This is a genomic window from Streptomyces sp. NPDC093591, from assembly GCF_044764885.1.
Classification (GTDB): Bacteria; Actinomycetota; Actinomycetes; order Streptomycetales; family Streptomycetaceae; genus Streptomyces.
Genome location: NZ_JBIWIY010000002.1, coordinates 312,017 through 328,448 on the forward strand (window position 1 = coordinate 312,017; position 16,432 = coordinate 328,448).

A 16,432-nucleotide genomic window follows, 5' to 3' on the forward strand; every position below is an offset into this window, starting at 1 on the left:
GTCCACGCTACCGTTCGTGACCAGGACTCTGAAGCAGACGAAACTACCCGATAGTAGATCTTTCTTCGCGGGTCTCGGCGTGCCTACGGTTCCGTTATGACGAAAATCGAGGTCCACGCCCCGGCTCCGATCGACCTGGAGGGCGACCTGGCGTCGCTGCGCGGTGACTGCGCGCGGATGGCTCCCCACTGGACCGCTCCCGACCGTGTCCTTTCCCGTCCGGTCTCCCCCTCACTCATCCATGGAGTGACCGTGCCGCCCAAGTCGGCACGGCTGCTGGACGCCATGTCGGACTACGGCGACTGAATCGGCGCCTTTCAGGGAACCGCGCGCTCCCCCGCTGCGTCCCATCGCTGTCCCCCGTAAAGGGGATGCGGGATACGACCCCGTGGACCGACCTTTTTGGCAGGGTCCGGTCAGGGTCATGGGACATGTGCGCAGCCGAAGGAGCGATGCGGTGAACACCGAGCGACCCGAGAACGACGACCCGGGCGCCGACGGCTCCGCCGAGGAGCAGGGCGCCCGGGAGGAGACCGCCGCCGGTGCCGAGGCTTCCGGTGCCGAGGCTTCCGGTGCCGTGGAGGACGGCGCCACCGGTCCCGACGCCGAGGCCACGGGGACCGCGGACGAGCCCGCTCGTGAAGAGGCCGCTCCTCAAGGGCCCGCTCACGAAGAGGCCACTCGTGAAGAGGCCGGAGCCGGCGATTCCGGTCGACGCCGCTCCCCCGCGATCATCGCCTCCGTCGCTGCCGCCGTACTGCTCGTCGGGGGCGGTGGGGCCTACCTCGCCGCGAGCGCGTCGGGCGGGTCGGACGGGGGTACGGCGTCGGGGGCGTCCGGCGACGGCACTCCCCCGCCGCTCCACCTCGACGGCTACACCGAGGGCGGCACCGGCGATATCGGCGGCATAGCCCCCGGGGAGCCCAACCCGTACGGCGTCACCTACAAGGCCGACGGGGAGCTGGCGGACGGGCCCAGGTCGGCGCCGGTGTACCGGGCTCAGGGTGAGGTCGGTGCGGACGAGGTGGCCCGGCTGGCCCAGGCGCTCGGGGTGGACGGGAAGCCGGTGGTGCAGGGGCAGACCTGGAAGGTCGGGGCGCAGGACGGGGCGGGGCCCAGTCTGCAGGTGAACAAGCAGGCGCCGGGGACCTGGACGTTCTACCGGTACGCCCCCGGCACCGACAACTGCGAGAGCACCACCGTCTGCGACAAGGGCGCCGCGGATCCGGCCGCCGACCCGGTGAGCGAGGCCGCCGCGAAGAAGGCCGCCGCGCCGGTCCTCAAGGCGGTGGGTCAGGACGACGCGAAGCTCGACGCGAGCCAGCTCATGGGCGCCCAGCGGGTCGTGAACGCCAGCCCCCTGATCGGCGGGCTGCCCACGTACGGCTGGACGACCGGGATCACGGTGAGCGCCCAGGGTGAAGTGGTCGGCGGGAGCGGCCAGTTGAAGGCGCCGGTGAAGGGTGACACGTACCCCGTGCTGGATGCCGAGAAGACGCTCGGGCTGATGAACGCGGCGCCGGGGACCGACCACCGCATGGGCATCGGCGGCTGCGCCAGCCCCGTACCGCTGAAGGACCGCCTTGAGGCGCCTTGCGGGTCGGAGGCCTCGACCGGGGCGCCGGCGAAGGACACCGTCATGGTCGAGAAGGCGGTGTTCGGGCTGGCCTCGCACTCCGTGGACACGCGGCAGACGCTGGTGCCGTCCTGGCTGTTCGAGGTGCGGGCACCGGGCGCGCGGGACGGTTTCACGGTGACGTATCCGGCGGTCGACCCGAAGTACCTGGTCTCCGCCACGCCGTCCGGGGAGCCGAGCGGGCAGCCGACCCCGCGGCCGACCGAGCCGAAGGACGAGCCGACCTCGGCGCCGGTCACGCGGAACGTGACGGTGGACGGCTACACGGCCGAGGGCTCGGAGCTGACCGTCGCCTTCACGGGCGGGGTGTGCGCCGACTACAAGGTGACGGCGAGCGAGAGCGGCGACGAGGTGACGGTCCGGGTGACCGAGACCTCGCAGCCGGACAAGGTCTGCATCCTGATCGCCAAGGTGTTCCACAAGACGGTGCAGCTGGACGAGCCGCTCGGTGACCGCAAGGTGGTCGGCACGGACGGCCAGGCGATCCCCCTGGAGAAGCCCGGGGCACGGATCCCGGACGCACCGCAGACGTCCGGGGCCCGGTAAGGGCCGCGGATACGGGAAGGCGGCGGCCCCGTCGGAGGGGGTCGCCGCCTTTCTGCGTTTCGGCTGGGCTCAGCTGAAGGAGTCGCCGCAGGCGCAGGAGCCCGTCGCGTTCGGGTTGTCGATCGTGAAGCCCTGCTTCTCGATCGTGTCCACGAAGTCGATGGTGGCGCCGCCCAGGTACGGGGCGCTCATGCGGTCGGTGACGACCTTCACACCGCCGAAGTCCTTCTCCACGTCGCCGTCGAGGGAACGCTCGTCGAAGAAGAGCTGGTAGCGCAGGCCGGAGCAGCCGCCGGGCTGGACGGCGACGCGCAGGGCGAGGTCTTCACGGCCTTCCTGGTCGAGCAGGGCCTTGACCTTGGACGCGGCGGCGTCGGTCAGGACGATGCCGTCGGTGACGGTGCTGGTCTCGTCCGATACGGACATCTACATCTCTCCCGGGTTGTACGGAGACTGCTTGCCGACGGTTGCAACCGGCGGGGCCGCGGATTCATTCCGGGCCGGGCGCTTGTCTTATCGGTCCTTCTTCATGCTCGCACACGGCGCGCGAAGCGGAAAACGCCTCAATGGGGAATACGCGGACCCGTCATCGGGATTCACGTCACATCGACATGATGGCCATCGTCAAACTGACGTGAACCGGTTATGATAGATAGCGTCAATTCGACGAGAAGTCGATGAAGGTGTCCCGCATGACCCGCCGGGTCCGGATCTTCCGGTCCCGGCGAGCCGCAGAACAGAAAGGGTGCGTGTCGTGACCACCGCCCAGACCACGGAGCTCGACGTCCAGCCGACGCCCCTCGCCCTGCTGCTCCTCGGCCGTGAGGCCGACCCCAGGAGCGAGCGCGGCGTCGAGTGTCCCGGCGACCTGCCCTCGCCGTCCGACCCGGACCTGGTCGAGCGCGCCCGCGCGGCCAAGGAGAAGCTCGGGAACAAGGTCTTCGTGCTCGGCCACCACTACCAGCGCGACGAGGTCATCCAGTTCGCGGACGTGACCGGCGACTCCTTCAAGCTGGCCCGGGACGCGGCCGCGCGCCCGGAAGCCGAGTACATCGTGTTCTGCGGCGTCCACTTCATGGCGGAGTCGGCGGACATCCTGACCTCCGACGACCAGAAGGTGGTCCTGCCCGACCTCGCGGCCGGCTGCTCGATGGCCGACATGGCGACGGCCGAGCAGGTCGCCGAGTGCTGGGACGTGCTGACCGAGGCCGGAATAGCCGAGCAGGTGGTCCCGGTGTCATACATGAACTCGTCCGCCGACATCAAGGCGTTCACGGGCAAGCACGGCGGCACGATCTGCACCTCGTCCAACGCGAAACGGGCCCTGGACTGGGCCTTCGAGCAGGGCGAGAAGGTGCTCTTCCTGCCCGACCAGCACCTCGGGCGCAACACCGCGGTGCGGGACATGGGCATGTCCCTGGAGGACTGCGTCGTCTACAACCCGCACAAGCCGAACGGCGGGCTGACCGCCGACCAGCTGCGCGCCGCGAAGATGATCCTGTGGCGCGGTCACTGCTCGGTGCACGGCCGCTTCAGCCTGGACTCGGTGAACGACGTGCGCGAGCGCATCCCGGGCGTGAACGTCCTCGTCCACCCCGAGTGCAAGCACGAGGTCGTCGCCGCGGCGGACTACGTCGGTTCGACCGAGTACATCATCAAGGCCCTGGAGGCCGCCCCGGCCGGCTCCAAGTGGGCCATCGGGACCGAGCTGAATCTCGTACGCCGCCTGGCGAACCGTTTCGCGCCGGAGGGCAAGGAGATCGTCTTCCTCGACAAGACGGTCTGCTTCTGCTCGACGATGAACCGCATCGACCTGCCCCACCTGGTGTGGACCCTGGAGTCCCTCGCCGAGGGCAACCTGGTCAACCGGATCGAGGTCGACAAGGAGACCGAGGCGTTCGCGAAGCTGGCGCTGGAGCGGATGCTGGCGCTGCCGTAACCACTGCCGTGGACCTTGTGCTCACCCCGAAGCCGGCTCCCGCTCGGGGTGCGCGGGGTCCAGACCGAAGACGGTGCCGTCGGGCGCGGTGACGACGAGCGAGCCCTCGTTGAGCAGCACCTCGGGCCCGACGGTGCCGCCGGAGTACACGTGGGTGACCCGCGGCAGCGTCTCCCACAGCAGCGTGCCCTTGCGCCCGTCGAGGGCCGCCACCCGGCCGCTGCTGCTGGACATGTACAGGGTGCGCGTGCGGGTGTCGTACGCCGCCTTGCCCGCCGATTCCAGGCTGGTGGGGGTCTGCCACAGCTCCTTGCCCGTGCGGGCCGACACGGCGGTCACCCGGCCGTTGGCCGACACGATCCACAGGGTGCCGCCCGCCAGCGTCGGCTCTCCGTCGTAGGCCTTGGCCAGCTTGGTCGTGCTGCGGGTGTTCGTCTCCGGGTCGATCAGCAGGAGCCGGCCGTGCGCCGAGCCCCCCGAGGCCGGCTCGCTGTCGTCGGCCCACACCAGCACGGCGGGCCGGCCGTCGACGCCCCCGAGGAGGCGGCTCGCGTACGGCACCTCGATGCGCCGTACCGAGCCGTCGGTCCGGTCCACCGCCAGGAGCAGGGCCTTCTCGGGATCGTCCAGGGTGCAGTGGGCGTACAGGTCCGTGTCGACCGTCGAGAACTCGCAGAAGTAGCCGTCGGGCACCTTCATGGTCCAGCGCGCGGCGCCGGTGCGAGGCGACCGGGCCGTCATCGTCCGGCCGTCGGCCTCGGCGGTCAGGACCAGGTCGCCGGAGAGGGTCAGGTCGACGTTGTCGTCGTTCACCTCGCGGGACCACAGCTTGGCGCCGGTCTTGGTGTCGAGGGCGACCACGTGGGTCGTTTCGGTCGTGCTGTCCATTCTGGAGATGCTCTGCCGGACGAGCAGCGCGCCCTCGCGGACGCCGAGGAGCTGGGCCCAGTACTCCGCGCCGTCAACGCCGGCGGGTGCGAGGTCGGCGCGCCAGACCGTCTTGCCGGTCAGGCCGTCCAGGCGGACCGGGAGAACGCCCTGGCCCGCGCAGTAGGCGGCGAGGTCGTGCAGCACACAGGCGGAGTCGCCCTCGAAAGTGGTGTCCGCGATCGCCTTGGGCGTGCCGAGCGGTGCCGTCTCGTTCACCGTCGTCTGCCAGGCCCGCCAGCCGTCGGGCGGCGCCGGCCAGCGGGAGGAGGACGAGGACGGCGCAGAGGACGCGGACGATTCGAGTAGGGCCCCGCCGCCGCTGTCCTCCCAGTCCGGGCCGACCAGCGCATACCCGGTCAGCCCCAGGGCGAGGGCGCCGACCGTGCCGGTCGCGGCCCACAGCGGACGCATGCGCCTGCGGCGGCCGAAGCGGGTGCCGTGTGCCCGGCCGAACAGGCTCTTGGAGCCGGGGCCGGCCGTCGTGTCGGTGCCGTTGCCGGGGCCGGTCTCCCCGCCCGCGCCCCGTGCGTCCGGCTCGCGCAGCGCGCTCAGCGTGTCCAGGCGCAGGGACATGGTCTGCGGGTCGCCGTCCGCCGGCTCGGGCAGGACGGCCGCGAACTCCCGTGCCAGATCGTCGAGTCCGGGCCGGTCCGGCACGTCCTTGGCCAGGCAGCGCTCCAGTACGGCGCGCAGCTGCGGCGCCAGCCCGTCCAGGACGGGTTCGTCGTGGACCACCCGGTAGGCCGTCAGGTAGGGGCTGTCCGCGTCGAAGGGGCCGCGCCCGGTGACCGCGTACACCAGCAGCGCCCCGAGCGAGAAGACATCGGAGGCGGGGCCGACCGTGCGGGCGTCGGTGAACTGTTCCGGGGACATGAAGGGCGGGGTGCCGATCATCTGGCCGGTCTCGGTCAGGGTCTGGTGGTTCTGCGCCGCCCGGGATATGCCGAAGTCGATGACGCGGGGGCCGTCCTCGGCCATCAGGACGTTGGCCGGCTTCAGGTCCCGGTGCACGACCCCGGCGCGGTGGATGTCCCGCAGCGCCTCCACCAACCCCAGGGCGAGCTGCCGCAGTTCGGTACCGCGCAGCGGGCCCCGCTCGCGCAGGCGGTCGGCGAGCGAGCGGCCGGGCACGTACTGGGTCGCCATCCAGGGCCGTACCGCCTCCGGGTCGGCGTCCACCACCGGTGCGGTGAAGGCGCCGCTCACCTTGCGGACGGCCTCGATCTCCTGCCGGAAGCGGGTGCGGAAGACGGGGTCCTCGGCGTACTGGGCGTGCACCACCTTGACGGCGACCTCGCGGCCCGAGCGCGCCCTGCCCCGGTAGACGATTCCCATGCCTCCGGCCCCGAGCCGGTCGACCAGCTTGTAGCCGCCGACCGACTTCGGGTCGTCCCTGTGCAGCGGCACGCGCGAATCCCCTTCCGCCGCAGATCAGTTCGAGGCCACAGAATACGTAACCCCGGGTACGGCAGCGGCCGGGTCCCCGATCTCCGTGGATCAGGGGCCCGGCCGCCGTACGACAAGGGACGTCACACGCCCGCGGGTTCGGGCTCCCCCGATTCCTTCGGCTGAGCGGGCGTCCCGGCCTTCTTGGCCTTCTTCGCCGCCCGCTTCTTCGCCCGGCGCTCCTTGCGGAGCTCCAGCATCGTGTAGAGCGTCGGGACGAGGAGCAGCGTCAGCATGGTCGAGGTGATCAGGCCGCCGATGACGACCACCGCCAGCGGCTGGGCGATGAAGCCGCCCTCGCCGGTGACGCCCGCGGCCATCGGGAGCAGGGCGAAGATCGTCGCCAGGGCCGTCATGAGGATCGGGCGCAGCCGGTGCCGACCGCCCTCGATCACGGCCTCCACGACGCCGTAACCCTGCTTCCTGTACTGGTTGATGAGGTCGATCAGGACGATCGCGTTCGTCACCACGATGCCGATCAGCATCAGCATGCCGATCATCGCGGGGACGCCCATCGGGGTGCCGGTCGCCACCAGCAGGCCGATCGCGCCGGTCGCCGCGAACGGGATGGACACGAGCAGGATCAGCGGCTGGGCCAGCGAGCGGAAGGTCGCCACCAGCAGCATGAAGACGATCGCGATCGCCGCGAGCATCGCCAGGCCCAGGTTGGCGAACGCCTCGTCCTGGTCCTGTGAGACACCGCCGATCTCGGCCGTCGCGCCCGCCGGGAGCGTCAGCCCGTTGATCTCGGCCTGAAGGTCCGCGCTCACCGCGCCGGTGTTGTCGCCGGTCGGCTTGGCGCTGATCGTGGCGGCACGCTGACCGTCGATCCGGGTCATCGAGACCGGGCCGTCCACCAGCTTCACGTCCGCGATGTCACCCAGCTTCACCGGGCCCAGAGACAGGTCCTGAAGCTGCTTCAGCGTCTTCGCGGGCTTCGCCGACCTGATGACGATGTCCCGCTCGGTGTCGTCGAGGGTGGCCTGGGCCGCCGTGTTGCCGCGGACCGCCTGGGCCACCGCCATGCCGAGCGTCTGGTCGTTGAAGCCCGCCGCGGCCGCCTTGTCGTTGGCCTTGACCGAGATGCGCGGCACGCTCTGCGACAGGTCGCTGGTCACGTCCGTGACGTCGTCCAGGCCGGCCACCGCCTCCCGGACCTGCTCGGCCGCCGTGCGCAGGACGCCCGCGTCGGCCGCCTTCACGACGACGCTCAGGTCCTGGGCGCCGAAGCCGTCACCGGCCGCGATGGTGGTCGTACCGATGCCGTCGAGCTTCTTCAGGCCCGCCTCGATGCGGTCCTGCACCTCGTCGTACGACGCCGAGTCCGCCAGCATCACCTGGTACGACGCCTGGTTGGTGTCGGTGCCGCCGCCGAAGGCGGCCATGAAGCCGGACGAGCCGACCGTGACCTGGTAGTCCTTGACGCCCTGGGTGTCGGCGAGCAGCTTCTCGACCTTCTTCGCCTGCTCGTCGGTCGCCGCCAGGCTGGTGCCCGGCTTCAACTCCTGCTTGACGGTGAGGACTTCCTGCTCGCCCTGGTCGAAGAAGTTCGTCTTCAGCAGCGGCGCCATGCCGAACGTGCCGATGAGGACGACGATCGCGAGCAGCACGCTGGTGAGGCGGCGGCGGGTCGCGAACCGCAGGACGGGGACGTAGAAGCGCTGGAGCCTGCTCTTGGCCTCCTTCTCCTCGGCCTTGCGGCGGGCCTCGTCGGCGTCCTCGGGCGTGCCCTTCGGGGCGCGCAGGAACCAGTACGACAGCACCGGCACGACCGTCAGGGAGACCAGCAGCGACGCCAGCAGCGCGGCCGTCACCGTCAGGCTGAACGAGCCGAACAGCTCGCCCACCATGCCGCCGGTCAGGCCGATGGGCAGGAAGACGGCCACCGTGGTGAGGGTGGAGGAGGTGACCGCTCCGGCCACCTCGCGGACCGCCTTGAGGATGGCCTCCTCGCGCTCCTCGCCGTAGCCGAGGTGGCGCTTGATGTTCTCCAGGACCACGATCGAGTCGTCGACGACGCGGCCGATGGCGATGGTCAGCGCGCCGAGCGTCAGCATGTTCAGGGAGAGGTCCCTGGTCCACAGCACGATCAGCGCCAGGACCACCGACAGCGGGATGGACACCGCGGTCACCAGCGTCGAGCGGATCGACGCCAGGAAGACCAGGATGATGAGGACCGCGAAGAGCAGGCCGAGCGCGCCCTCGGTGGTCAGGCCGTCGATGGACTTCTTCACGGCCGGGCCCTGGTCGCTGACCACGGTGAGCGTGGCGCCCGAGCCGAGGTCCTTGCGCAGCTCCGGCAGCTTGTCGCGCACCGCGTCCGAGATGGCGACCGCGCTGCCGTCGCGGTCCATGGTGACCGCGAGCGCGAGGGACGGCCTGCCGTCGGTGCGGGTGATGGAGTCGGCCGGGGCCTGCTCCTGCTTGACGGTGGCCACGTCACCGAGGCGGACCGGCTTCTTCCCGGAGGTTCCCTCGCCGGTGACCCTCAGGTCCTTGATCTGCTCCAGCGAGGTGAAGCCGCCGCCCACCTGGACCGTGCGGTTGTCGCCGCCCTCGTCGAAGGAGCCGGCCGGGACGGTGGCGCCGCCCGCCTGCAGGGCCTGGGAGAGAGCGGCCGAGGTCAGGCCCGCCTTGGCCAGCTTCGCGTCGTCCGGCTCCACGGTGACCTGGAGGTCACGTACGCCGTCGACGGTGACCTGGCCGACGCCGTCGATGTCCTTCAGCTCCGCCACGACCGTACGGTCGAGCTGGTCGGCCAGGGCCTGCTGGTCCTGGTCGGAGGTGACGGCGAGGACGACGGTCGGGATGTCGTCCGTGGAACCGGCGATGACCTGCGGGTCCACATCGTCCGGCAGTTGGACGCGAGCCCGGTTGACGGCCTGCTGGACGTCGGCGACGAGCTGCTGAGTGTCGGGGCCGTAGTCGAAGGACGCCATGATCACGGCGTTGCCCTCGCTGGCGGTGGAGGTGACGCCGGTGATGCCGTCGACGGCTTCGAGGCTGTCCTCGATCGGCTCGACGACCTGCTTCTCGACCACGTCCGGTGAGGCGCCCTGGTACGGCGCCAGCACGGACACCATGGGCAGTTCGATGGAGGGCAGCAGCTGCTGCTTGAGCTGGGGTATCGCGATGGCGCCGAAGGCGATCGCGATGATCGACATCAGGCCGATCAGGGCACGTTGGGCGAGGCTGAATCTCGACAGCCAGGACATGGGTCAGGGTCTCTCTTCTGTTGAGCGCAGAAGTGGGCAGCGGACGTGGTAGGGGCGTCTGTGGCGCACATGTGAGCGCCCGCCCTTACACCCTGAGCCATCGGGGACCCCGGTTTCCTAGGCCCCAGGTCCATTTCCTTATCCGGCGCATACTCCGGGCGCAGTACACCCGGGCGGAGGTCACTCCACCCTTGGGCGTACCAGCCCCGACTCGTACGCGATCACCACCAGCTGTGCCCGGTCGCGGGCGCCGAGCTTGGACATGGCCCGGTTGACGTGCGTCTTCACGGTCAGCGGGCTGACCTCCAGGCGCTCGGCGATCTCGTCGTTGGAGTGCCCGCCGGCGACCTGGACCAGGACCTCGCGCTCCCGGACGGTGAGCGCGTCTAGCCGCTCGGCGCGGGCGGGGTCACCATCGCCGTCGGCGCCGTCGCCCTGGGCGAGGAAGCGGGCGATCAGCCCCTTGGTGGCGGCCGGGGACAGCAGGGCCTCGCCACCGGCCGCGACGCGGATGGCGCTGAGCAGTTCGTCGGGTTCGGAGCCCTTGCCGAGGAAACCGGAGGCGCCGGCGCGCAGCGACTGCACGACGTAGTCGTCGACCTCGAAGGTGGTGAGGATGACGACGCGGACATGGGCGAGGGCCGGGTCGGCGCTGATCATGCGGGTGGCGGCGAGGCCGTCGGTACCGGGCATCCGGATGTCCATCAGGACGACGTCCGCCCGCTCCTCCTTGGCCAGCCGCACCGCCTCCGCCCCGTCGGACGCCTCGCCCACGACCTCCATGTCGGGCTCGGAGTCGACCAGCACCCGGAAGGCGCTGCGGAGAAGGGCCTGGTCGTCGGCGAGCAGGACGCGGATGGTCATGCGGGGTCCTCCGCGGGGCACGAGGTGAACGGCTTCGTCATACGAGAACTGCCGCGGGGTGCGGGTGAGTTCCCCGCGGCGTCGTCATCCGGCGTCTTCCGCGGCGCGGGTGCGGCTCTTGACCGGCAGGATCGCATGGACGCGGAAGCCGCCTCCGTAGCGGGGGCCCGTGGAGAGGGTGCCGCGCAGGGCGGTGACGCGCTCGCGCATGCCGAGCAGGCCGTGGCCGCCGCCGTCGGGGGCGCTGTCCTCGCCGGCGCCGTCGTCGAGGACGGTGATCTCGATGTTCGGCCCCACGCGGACGACGCTGACCTCGGCTTTCGCCTCCGGCCCCGCGTGCTTCTGCACGTTGGTGAGGGCCTCCTGGATGACGCGGTAGGCGGCCAGGTCGACGGCGGCGGGGAGCGTGGTGCCCTGGTCAGCGCGGGCGACCTCCACCTGGAGGCCCGCGCTGCGGAAGGTGCCCGCGAGCTCGTCGAGGCGGGCGAGGCCGGGGGCCGGTTCGGTGGGGGCCTCGGGGTCGCCGGACTGGCGGAGCAGGCCGACCGTCGCGCGCAGTTCGTTGAGCGCTGAGCGGCTCGCTTCACGTACGTGGGCGAGGGCTTCCTTGGCCTGGTCGGGGCGCTTGTCCATGACGTGGGCGGCGACGCCGGCCTGCACGTTGACGAGGGCGATGTGGTGGGCGACGACGTCGTGCAGGTCCCGGGCGATCCGCAGGCGCTCCTCGGCGACACGGCGGCGGGCCTCCTCCTCACGGGTGCGCTCCGCCCGTTCGGCCCGCTCACGGATGGCGGCGACGACGGCACGGCGGCTGCGGACCGCGTCGCCCGCGGTGGCGCCGATGCCGGTCCAGGCGAAGATGCCGAGGTTCTCCTGGGCGTACCAGGGCAGGGTGCCGGCGAGCATCGCGGCCCCGGTCAGGACGGTCATGGTGAGCAGGCCCACACGCCAGGTGGTGGTGCGGTCGGTGGTCGAGGCGACGGTGTAGAGGGCGATGACCGCGGACATCGCGACCGGGGCGCGGGGGTCGCCGCTGACGCATTCGATGAGGGAGAAGGTGCCGGTGAGGGCGAGGACGATCATGGGGGCGCGGCGGCGGAAGACCAGGGCCGCGGCGCCGAGGGTGATGAGCAGGAGGCTGAGCACGTCCGGGGTGCGCAGGCCCCAGGTGACCCCGTTCTTCCCGTGCGGGTCCACGAAGGAGCCGGCCACCATGCAGGCCAGCACGCCCACCGCCAACGCGGCGTCCAGCGCCATGGGGTGCGCCTTGAGGTGCCGCCGAACGCGATTCCCTGCGGGGCTTGGGACGGGGGCCAACTGGGGGTTCCTTGTGGTGTGTGCCCGGCGTCGCAGTGCGCGTCTGCTGGGGGCTGCCGCCCCCAGGCCCCCGCTTCGGCCCTGACGGGCCTCGTCCTCAAACGCCGGACGGGCTGATGTGGCTCAACCCGGGATCAAGCCGTCGTCGCTCAGCAGCTCCCGGACCTCCTCCAAGGTCGCGTCCGGAGACGGGAGGATCAGTTCCGACGGCTCCAGGGAGTCGTCGGGCAGGGGCTCGCCGAGTTCGCGGACCTTGGCGAGGAGGGCGTCGAGGGTGCGGCGGAAGCCGGGGCCGTCGCCGTTCTCCATTTCCACCAGGAGCTCGTCGTCGAGCTTGTTCAGCTCGGGCAGGTGGCTGTCGGACAGCTTCACCTGCCCTTCACCCATGATCCGGACGATCATGTCGCCCATCTCGGCCTCCTCGGCGTGGGCCCCGCCGTCGGCTCGGTTACTGCTTGTCGAAGCGCGGGGTGTCCTGCGGCTGCTGCTGGGACTGCGACTGGCCGTTGCCGCCCTCGATGGCCTGCTGGCCGCCCGACGAACCGCCCGCCAGCTCCGCCTTCATGCGCTGCAGCTCCAGCTCTACATCCGTACCACCGGAGAGCCGGTCCAGCTCGGCCTGGATGTCGTCCTTGTGCATGCCGGACTGGTCGTCGAGGGCGCCGGAGGCGAGGAGTTCGTCGATCGCGCCGGCGCGGGCCTGAAGCTGTGCCGTCTTGTCCTCGGCGCGCTGGATCGCCAGGCCGACGTCGCCCATCTCCTCCGAGATGCCGGAGAACGCCTCGCCGATGCGGGTCTGGGCCTGGGCCGCCGTGTACGTCGCCTTGATCGTCTCCTTCTTGGTGCGGAAGGCGTCGACCTTCGCCTGCAGGCGCTGGGCCGCGAGGGTGAGCTTCTCCTCCTCGCCCTGCAGCGTCGAGTGCTGCGTCTCCAGATCCGTCACCTGCTGCTGAAGGGCGGCGCGGCGGGACAGCGCCTCCCGGGCCAGGTCCTCACGGCCCAGCGCGAGCGCCTTGCGCCCCTGGTCCTCCAGCTTCGACGACTGCTGCTGGAGTTGGTTGAGCTGGAGTTCCAGGCGCTTGCGCGAGGTGGCCACGTCGGCGACGCCGCGGCGGACCTTCTGGAGCAGCTCCAGCTGCTTCTGGTACGAGTAATCGAGGGTCTCGCGCGGGTCCTCGGCCCGGTCAAGGGCCTTGTTCGCCTTCGCGCGGAAGATCATCCCCATACGCTTCATGACACCGCTCATGGGCTTCGCGCGCCCCCTTCTGACGTCCAGCTCCAGCTCTGCGACAGAACCCACAGTACGGGCCCTGCATCCATTGACGCACTGTTCGGGGACGGATGCGCTCATCCCCAAGGACGACTGCTGACGCTCCCGCTCCGGCGTAAGGAGTAGGTGACTCCCGGGTGGCTCATGGGTGGTTCCCGATGGCCGCCGGACGAACCGTCTGCAACGTCCCCTCTGTCCCCCTACGACGACTGGTGTTGCCGGATCGTTCCCCACCGGACTGACGTCCATGCGCCGCCACCCCGTACCCTTGGGTTTTGTGTTCCGTAGCCGTGCCAAGGAAGAGAAGGCCCAGGCCGCCGACAAGGCGCTGGTGACCGACTCCAATCAGACCCGTCACCCCGAGGCCCCGAAGGGCCGCCCCACGCCCAAGCGCAGTGAGGCCCAGTCGCAGCGTCGCAGCGTGGCCAACACGTCGATGACGCGCAAGGAGGCCGCCAAGCGCCAGCGCGAAGAGCGCCGGGCCGCCCTGGAGAAGCAGCGCCAGGCGCTGGCCGGGGGCGACGAGCGGTATCTGCCGGCCCGCGACAAGGGCCCGGTCCGCAAGTTCGCGCGTGACTTCATCGACTCGCGCTTCAACATCGCGGAGTTCTTCCTGCCGATGGCCGTGGTCATCCTCGTGCTGAGCATGGTGCAGGTGCCCGCGCTGCAGAACATCGCGCTGCTGCTGTGGCTGATCGTGATCGTGCTCATCGTGCTGGACTCGGTCGTCACCGGCGTCCGTCTGAAGAAGCGGCTCGCCGAGCGCTTCCCGGACGAGCACAAGCGCGGTGCCGTCGCCTACGCGCTGATGCGCTCGCTGCAGATGCGCCGGCTTCGGCTGCCGAAGCCGCAGGTCAAGCGCGGAGAGCGGCCCTGAGCACAGCTGCTTTCACCGGGGGTGCGGCCGACGCGTGGCTGAGCAAGCTGGGCGGGCTGCGTGATGTCGTACGACAGGAGCTGGTGGCCCGGCAGCTCGACGAGCAGATAGCCGGGCGGTTCCCGGTCGGGCAGCGGCTGCGGGTGCTCGACGTGGGGATGGGCCAGGGCACGCAGGCGCTGCGCCTGGCCAGGGCCGGGCATCAGGTGACCGGCGTCGAGCAGGACCCGAAGATGATCGCGGCGGCCCGCGAAGAGCTCGCCGGTGAGCCCGAGGGGATCCGGGAGCGGGTCCGTATCGTCCAGGGGGACGGGCGGGACACCGGCGTCCACTTCCTGCCGGGCAGTTTCGACGTCGTGCTGTGCCACGGCGTGCTGATGTACATCGAGGAGCCCGATCCGCTGCTGGCCGGGCTGGCCCGGATGCTCGCGCCGGGCGGGCTGCTGTCGCTGCTCGTGCGCAACGGCGACGCGCTGGCCATGCGGCCGGGACTCGCCGGCGACTGGGCGGCGGCGCTGGACGCCTTCGACACCACCGCGTACCGGAATCGGCTGGGGCTCGACGTCCGCGCCGACCGGCTCGCCGAGCTGACGGCGACGCTCGCCGGCATCGGGGCGCCGCTGCAGACCTGGTACGGCGTGCGGGTGTTCACCGACACGGCTGTCGACGGGGCGGAGATCCCGGCGGACGTGGAGGCGTTGCTGGCGGTCGAGGAGCGGGCCGGGAAGACGGATCCGTATCGGAGCGTCGCGGCGTTGCTGCATCTGTGCGGAGTGCGCGGCTAGGGCCTGTCCGGCGGACCGGCCAAGCCGAGCCGAGCCCCCTCTGAGGGAGCGCGTGCCAGAGCCCGCGACGCCGGGCTAATCCGAACGACAGGGCCCGGGTAAGACGGGGACCGGGCTCGTTCGGGTGAGCATCACAGGCCGGAGCCTGGTTCCGCGGTGAGACTCGGGGCATGGATGCTCGCCGTTTCCGTGCCCTGCGGCCGGTCGTCGCGGCCGTCGCCGTGCTGTGCTGCCTCGGGTTTCTCTCCGCGTGCTCCGGTTCCCCGTCCTCGCGCTCGCGCGAGGAGGAGGGCTCGACCACGCAGGCCGCGCAGGCCGTCGCCCCGCGGGCGGTCGACGATCTGCAGGACGGCTACCTGAAGGTGATCAAGGACGTGCTGCCGTCGGTCGTCCAGATCCAGGCCAGGAACGATCTGGGCTCGGGCGTCGTCTACGACGGCCAGGGGCACATCGTCACCAACGCGCATGTCGTGGGCAACGAGGACAGCTTCCGGGTGACGACCGCCAACAGCGAGAACACCTTCACGGCACGGCTCGTCTTCTCCTACCCGCAGCAGGACCTCGCGGTCATCAAGCTCGACAAAGCGCCGCAGGGGCTGAAGGCGGCGGCGTTCGGGGACTCGGCGAAGGTCGAGGTCGGGCAGATCGTACTGGCCATGGGCTCGCCGCTGGGGCTGTCGTCCAGCGTGACACAGGGCATCGTCTCGGCGACCGGACGGACCGTCACCGAGGGCCGCAGCCAGGGCGGTACGGGCGCGACGATCGCCAACATGGTGCAGACGTCGGCCGCCATCAACCCCGGCAACAGCGGTGGTGCCCTGGTGAACCTCGACGGCCGGGTCATCGGCATCCCGACCCTCGCGGCCACCGAACCCGGCGGAGGCGAGGGCGCGGCGCCCGGCATCGGGTTCGCGATCCCGGCGTCGACCGTGCGGACCATCGCCGACCAGATCGTGAGGGACGGCAGGGTCACCGAATCGGGCCGGGCGGCGCTCGGCATCACGGGTCGTACCGTCGTGGACGACGACTACCAGGTCGCGGGCGTCGCCGTGGTCGAGGTGATGGCGGGCGGGCCGGCCGACAAGGCCGGAATCGAGCCCGGGGACGTCATCACCCGGCTCGGTGACACGGACATCACCACCATCAACTCGCTCGCCGAGGAGCTCGCCTCCGACAGGCCGGGTGAGCGGACGACGGTGACGTACACGCGCGACGGCGATGAGAAGACGGTGGATGTGACGTTGGGTGAGCAGTGACGGGAGGGCGGGCGAGGGCCGGACGAGCGTGTGGCCCTCGCCCCCTCCGCGCCTAGGCCTGCTCGGCGTGCAGGCTCATCGGCCCGTAGATCTCGGTGGAGTCCTCGAACAGCCGTACCTGGTCCGCGCCGCCTTCGAGCAGCGCCTTCCAGTTCTCCCCCACCCAGGACTCGGCGTCCCCCTGGGTGGTGAACTCCTCGGGCTGCACCGCGGGCTGGACCTCAGCCCCGTCGGCCTTCTCGAACCGCCACGTCCATGCCGCCATGTACGCCTCCAAGGTGTCAGCACGTGCAGAGCAGCAGCCGGATCATGGTCCGGCTGCTGCCCTGAGCCTAGTCGGATGCGCGAGAC

14 protein-coding genes are annotated in these 16,432 nt (G+C 70.9%); 6 read left to right on the forward strand and 8 right to left on the reverse strand.

What is annotated here, in order from left to right:
* Positions 1–96: 96 nt before the first annotated feature.
* Both ACIREI_RS04825 and ACIREI_RS04830 read left to right on the forward strand, forming a co-directional pair.
* Positions 97–306: a hypothetical protein gene (locus ACIREI_RS04825; protein ID WP_302001302.1), complete on the forward strand. Its 210-nt coding sequence runs from the start codon at positions 97–99 to the stop codon at positions 304–306.
* A 151-nt stretch (positions 307–457) separates the two neighbouring features.
* Positions 458–2,182 (forward strand): hypothetical protein, encoded by a 1,725-nt coding sequence (locus tag ACIREI_RS04830; protein ID WP_403327384.1) that lies wholly within the window; start codon positions 458–460, stop codon positions 2,180–2,182.
* 69 nt (positions 2,183–2,251) lie between these two features.
* Here the strand turns inward: ACIREI_RS04830 and ACIREI_RS04835 are convergent, their stop codons facing one another.
* Positions 2,252–2,608 carry a HesB/IscA family protein gene (locus ACIREI_RS04835; protein ID WP_403327386.1) on the reverse strand — a complete coding sequence of 119 codons (357 nt, stop codon included), beginning with the start codon at positions 2,606–2,608 and terminating at the stop codon, positions 2,252–2,254.
* 328 nt (positions 2,609–2,936) lie between these two features.
* Between ACIREI_RS04835 and nadA the strand changes: the two genes are divergently transcribed.
* Positions 2,937–4,121, forward strand: a complete 1,185-nt coding sequence (gene nadA, locus ACIREI_RS04840) for a quinolinate synthase NadA (protein WP_403327387.1) — start codon at positions 2,937–2,939, stop codon at positions 4,119–4,121.
* 21 nt (positions 4,122–4,142) lie between these two features.
* Here the strand turns inward: nadA and ACIREI_RS04845 are convergent, their stop codons facing one another.
* From ACIREI_RS04845 to ACIREI_RS04870, 6 genes are all read right to left on the reverse strand, one after another.
* Positions 4,143–6,458, reverse strand: coding sequence for a PQQ-binding-like beta-propeller repeat protein (locus ACIREI_RS04845; RefSeq protein ID WP_403327389.1), 2,316 nt, complete (start codon positions 6,456–6,458; stop codon positions 4,143–4,145).
* Between the two features lie 122 nt (positions 6,459–6,580).
* Positions 6,581–9,712 (reverse strand): efflux RND transporter permease subunit, encoded by a 3,132-nt coding sequence (locus ACIREI_RS04850; RefSeq protein WP_403327391.1) that lies wholly within the window; start codon positions 9,710–9,712, stop codon positions 6,581–6,583.
* 180 nt (positions 9,713–9,892) lie between these two features.
* A complete protein-coding gene (locus ACIREI_RS04855; protein WP_403327393.1) occupies positions 9,893–10,576 on the reverse strand; it encodes a response regulator in 684 nt (227 codons plus the stop codon).
* Between the two features lie 84 nt (positions 10,577–10,660).
* The gene (locus tag ACIREI_RS04860; RefSeq protein WP_403327395.1) at positions 10,661–11,833 is read right to left on the reverse strand and encodes a sensor histidine kinase; all 1,173 of its coding nucleotides are present in this window, start codon (positions 11,831–11,833) and stop codon (positions 10,661–10,663) included.
* Positions 11,834–12,016: 183 nt separating this feature from the next.
* Positions 12,017–12,295 carry a hypothetical protein gene (locus ACIREI_RS04865; RefSeq protein ID WP_403328041.1) on the reverse strand — a complete coding sequence of 93 codons (279 nt, stop codon included), beginning with the start codon at positions 12,293–12,295 and terminating at the stop codon, positions 12,017–12,019.
* Positions 12,296–12,341: 46 nt separating this feature from the next.
* Complete coding sequence (locus ACIREI_RS04870) at positions 12,342–13,118, reverse strand: PspA/IM30 family protein (RefSeq protein WP_302003819.1); 777 nt, start codon at positions 13,116–13,118, stop codon at positions 12,342–12,344.
* 292 nt (positions 13,119–13,410) lie between these two features.
* On the opposite strand from ACIREI_RS04870, the gene ACIREI_RS04875 reads away from it, so the two are divergent.
* From ACIREI_RS04875 to ACIREI_RS04885, 3 genes are all read left to right on the forward strand, one after another.
* On the forward strand, positions 13,411–14,040 hold the full coding sequence (locus tag ACIREI_RS04875) for a DUF3043 domain-containing protein (RefSeq protein WP_403327397.1): 630 nt from the start codon (positions 13,411–13,413) through the stop codon (positions 14,038–14,040).
* Positions 14,041–14,123: 83 nt separating this feature from the next.
* Complete coding sequence (locus ACIREI_RS04880) at positions 14,124–14,825, forward strand: class I SAM-dependent methyltransferase (protein WP_403327399.1); 702 nt, start codon at positions 14,124–14,126, stop codon at positions 14,823–14,825.
* A gap of 170 nt (positions 14,826–14,995) precedes the next feature.
* Entirely contained in the window at positions 14,996–16,081 is a 1,086-nt protein-coding gene (locus ACIREI_RS04885; protein ID WP_403327401.1) for a trypsin-like peptidase domain-containing protein, read from the forward strand.
* 52 nt (positions 16,082–16,133) lie between these two features.
* Here ACIREI_RS04885 and ACIREI_RS04890 read toward each other — a convergent pair whose 3' ends face one another.
* Complete coding sequence (locus ACIREI_RS04890) at positions 16,134–16,346, reverse strand: hypothetical protein (protein ID WP_403327403.1); 213 nt, start codon at positions 16,344–16,346, stop codon at positions 16,134–16,136.
* Positions 16,347–16,432 lie beyond the last annotated feature (86 nt).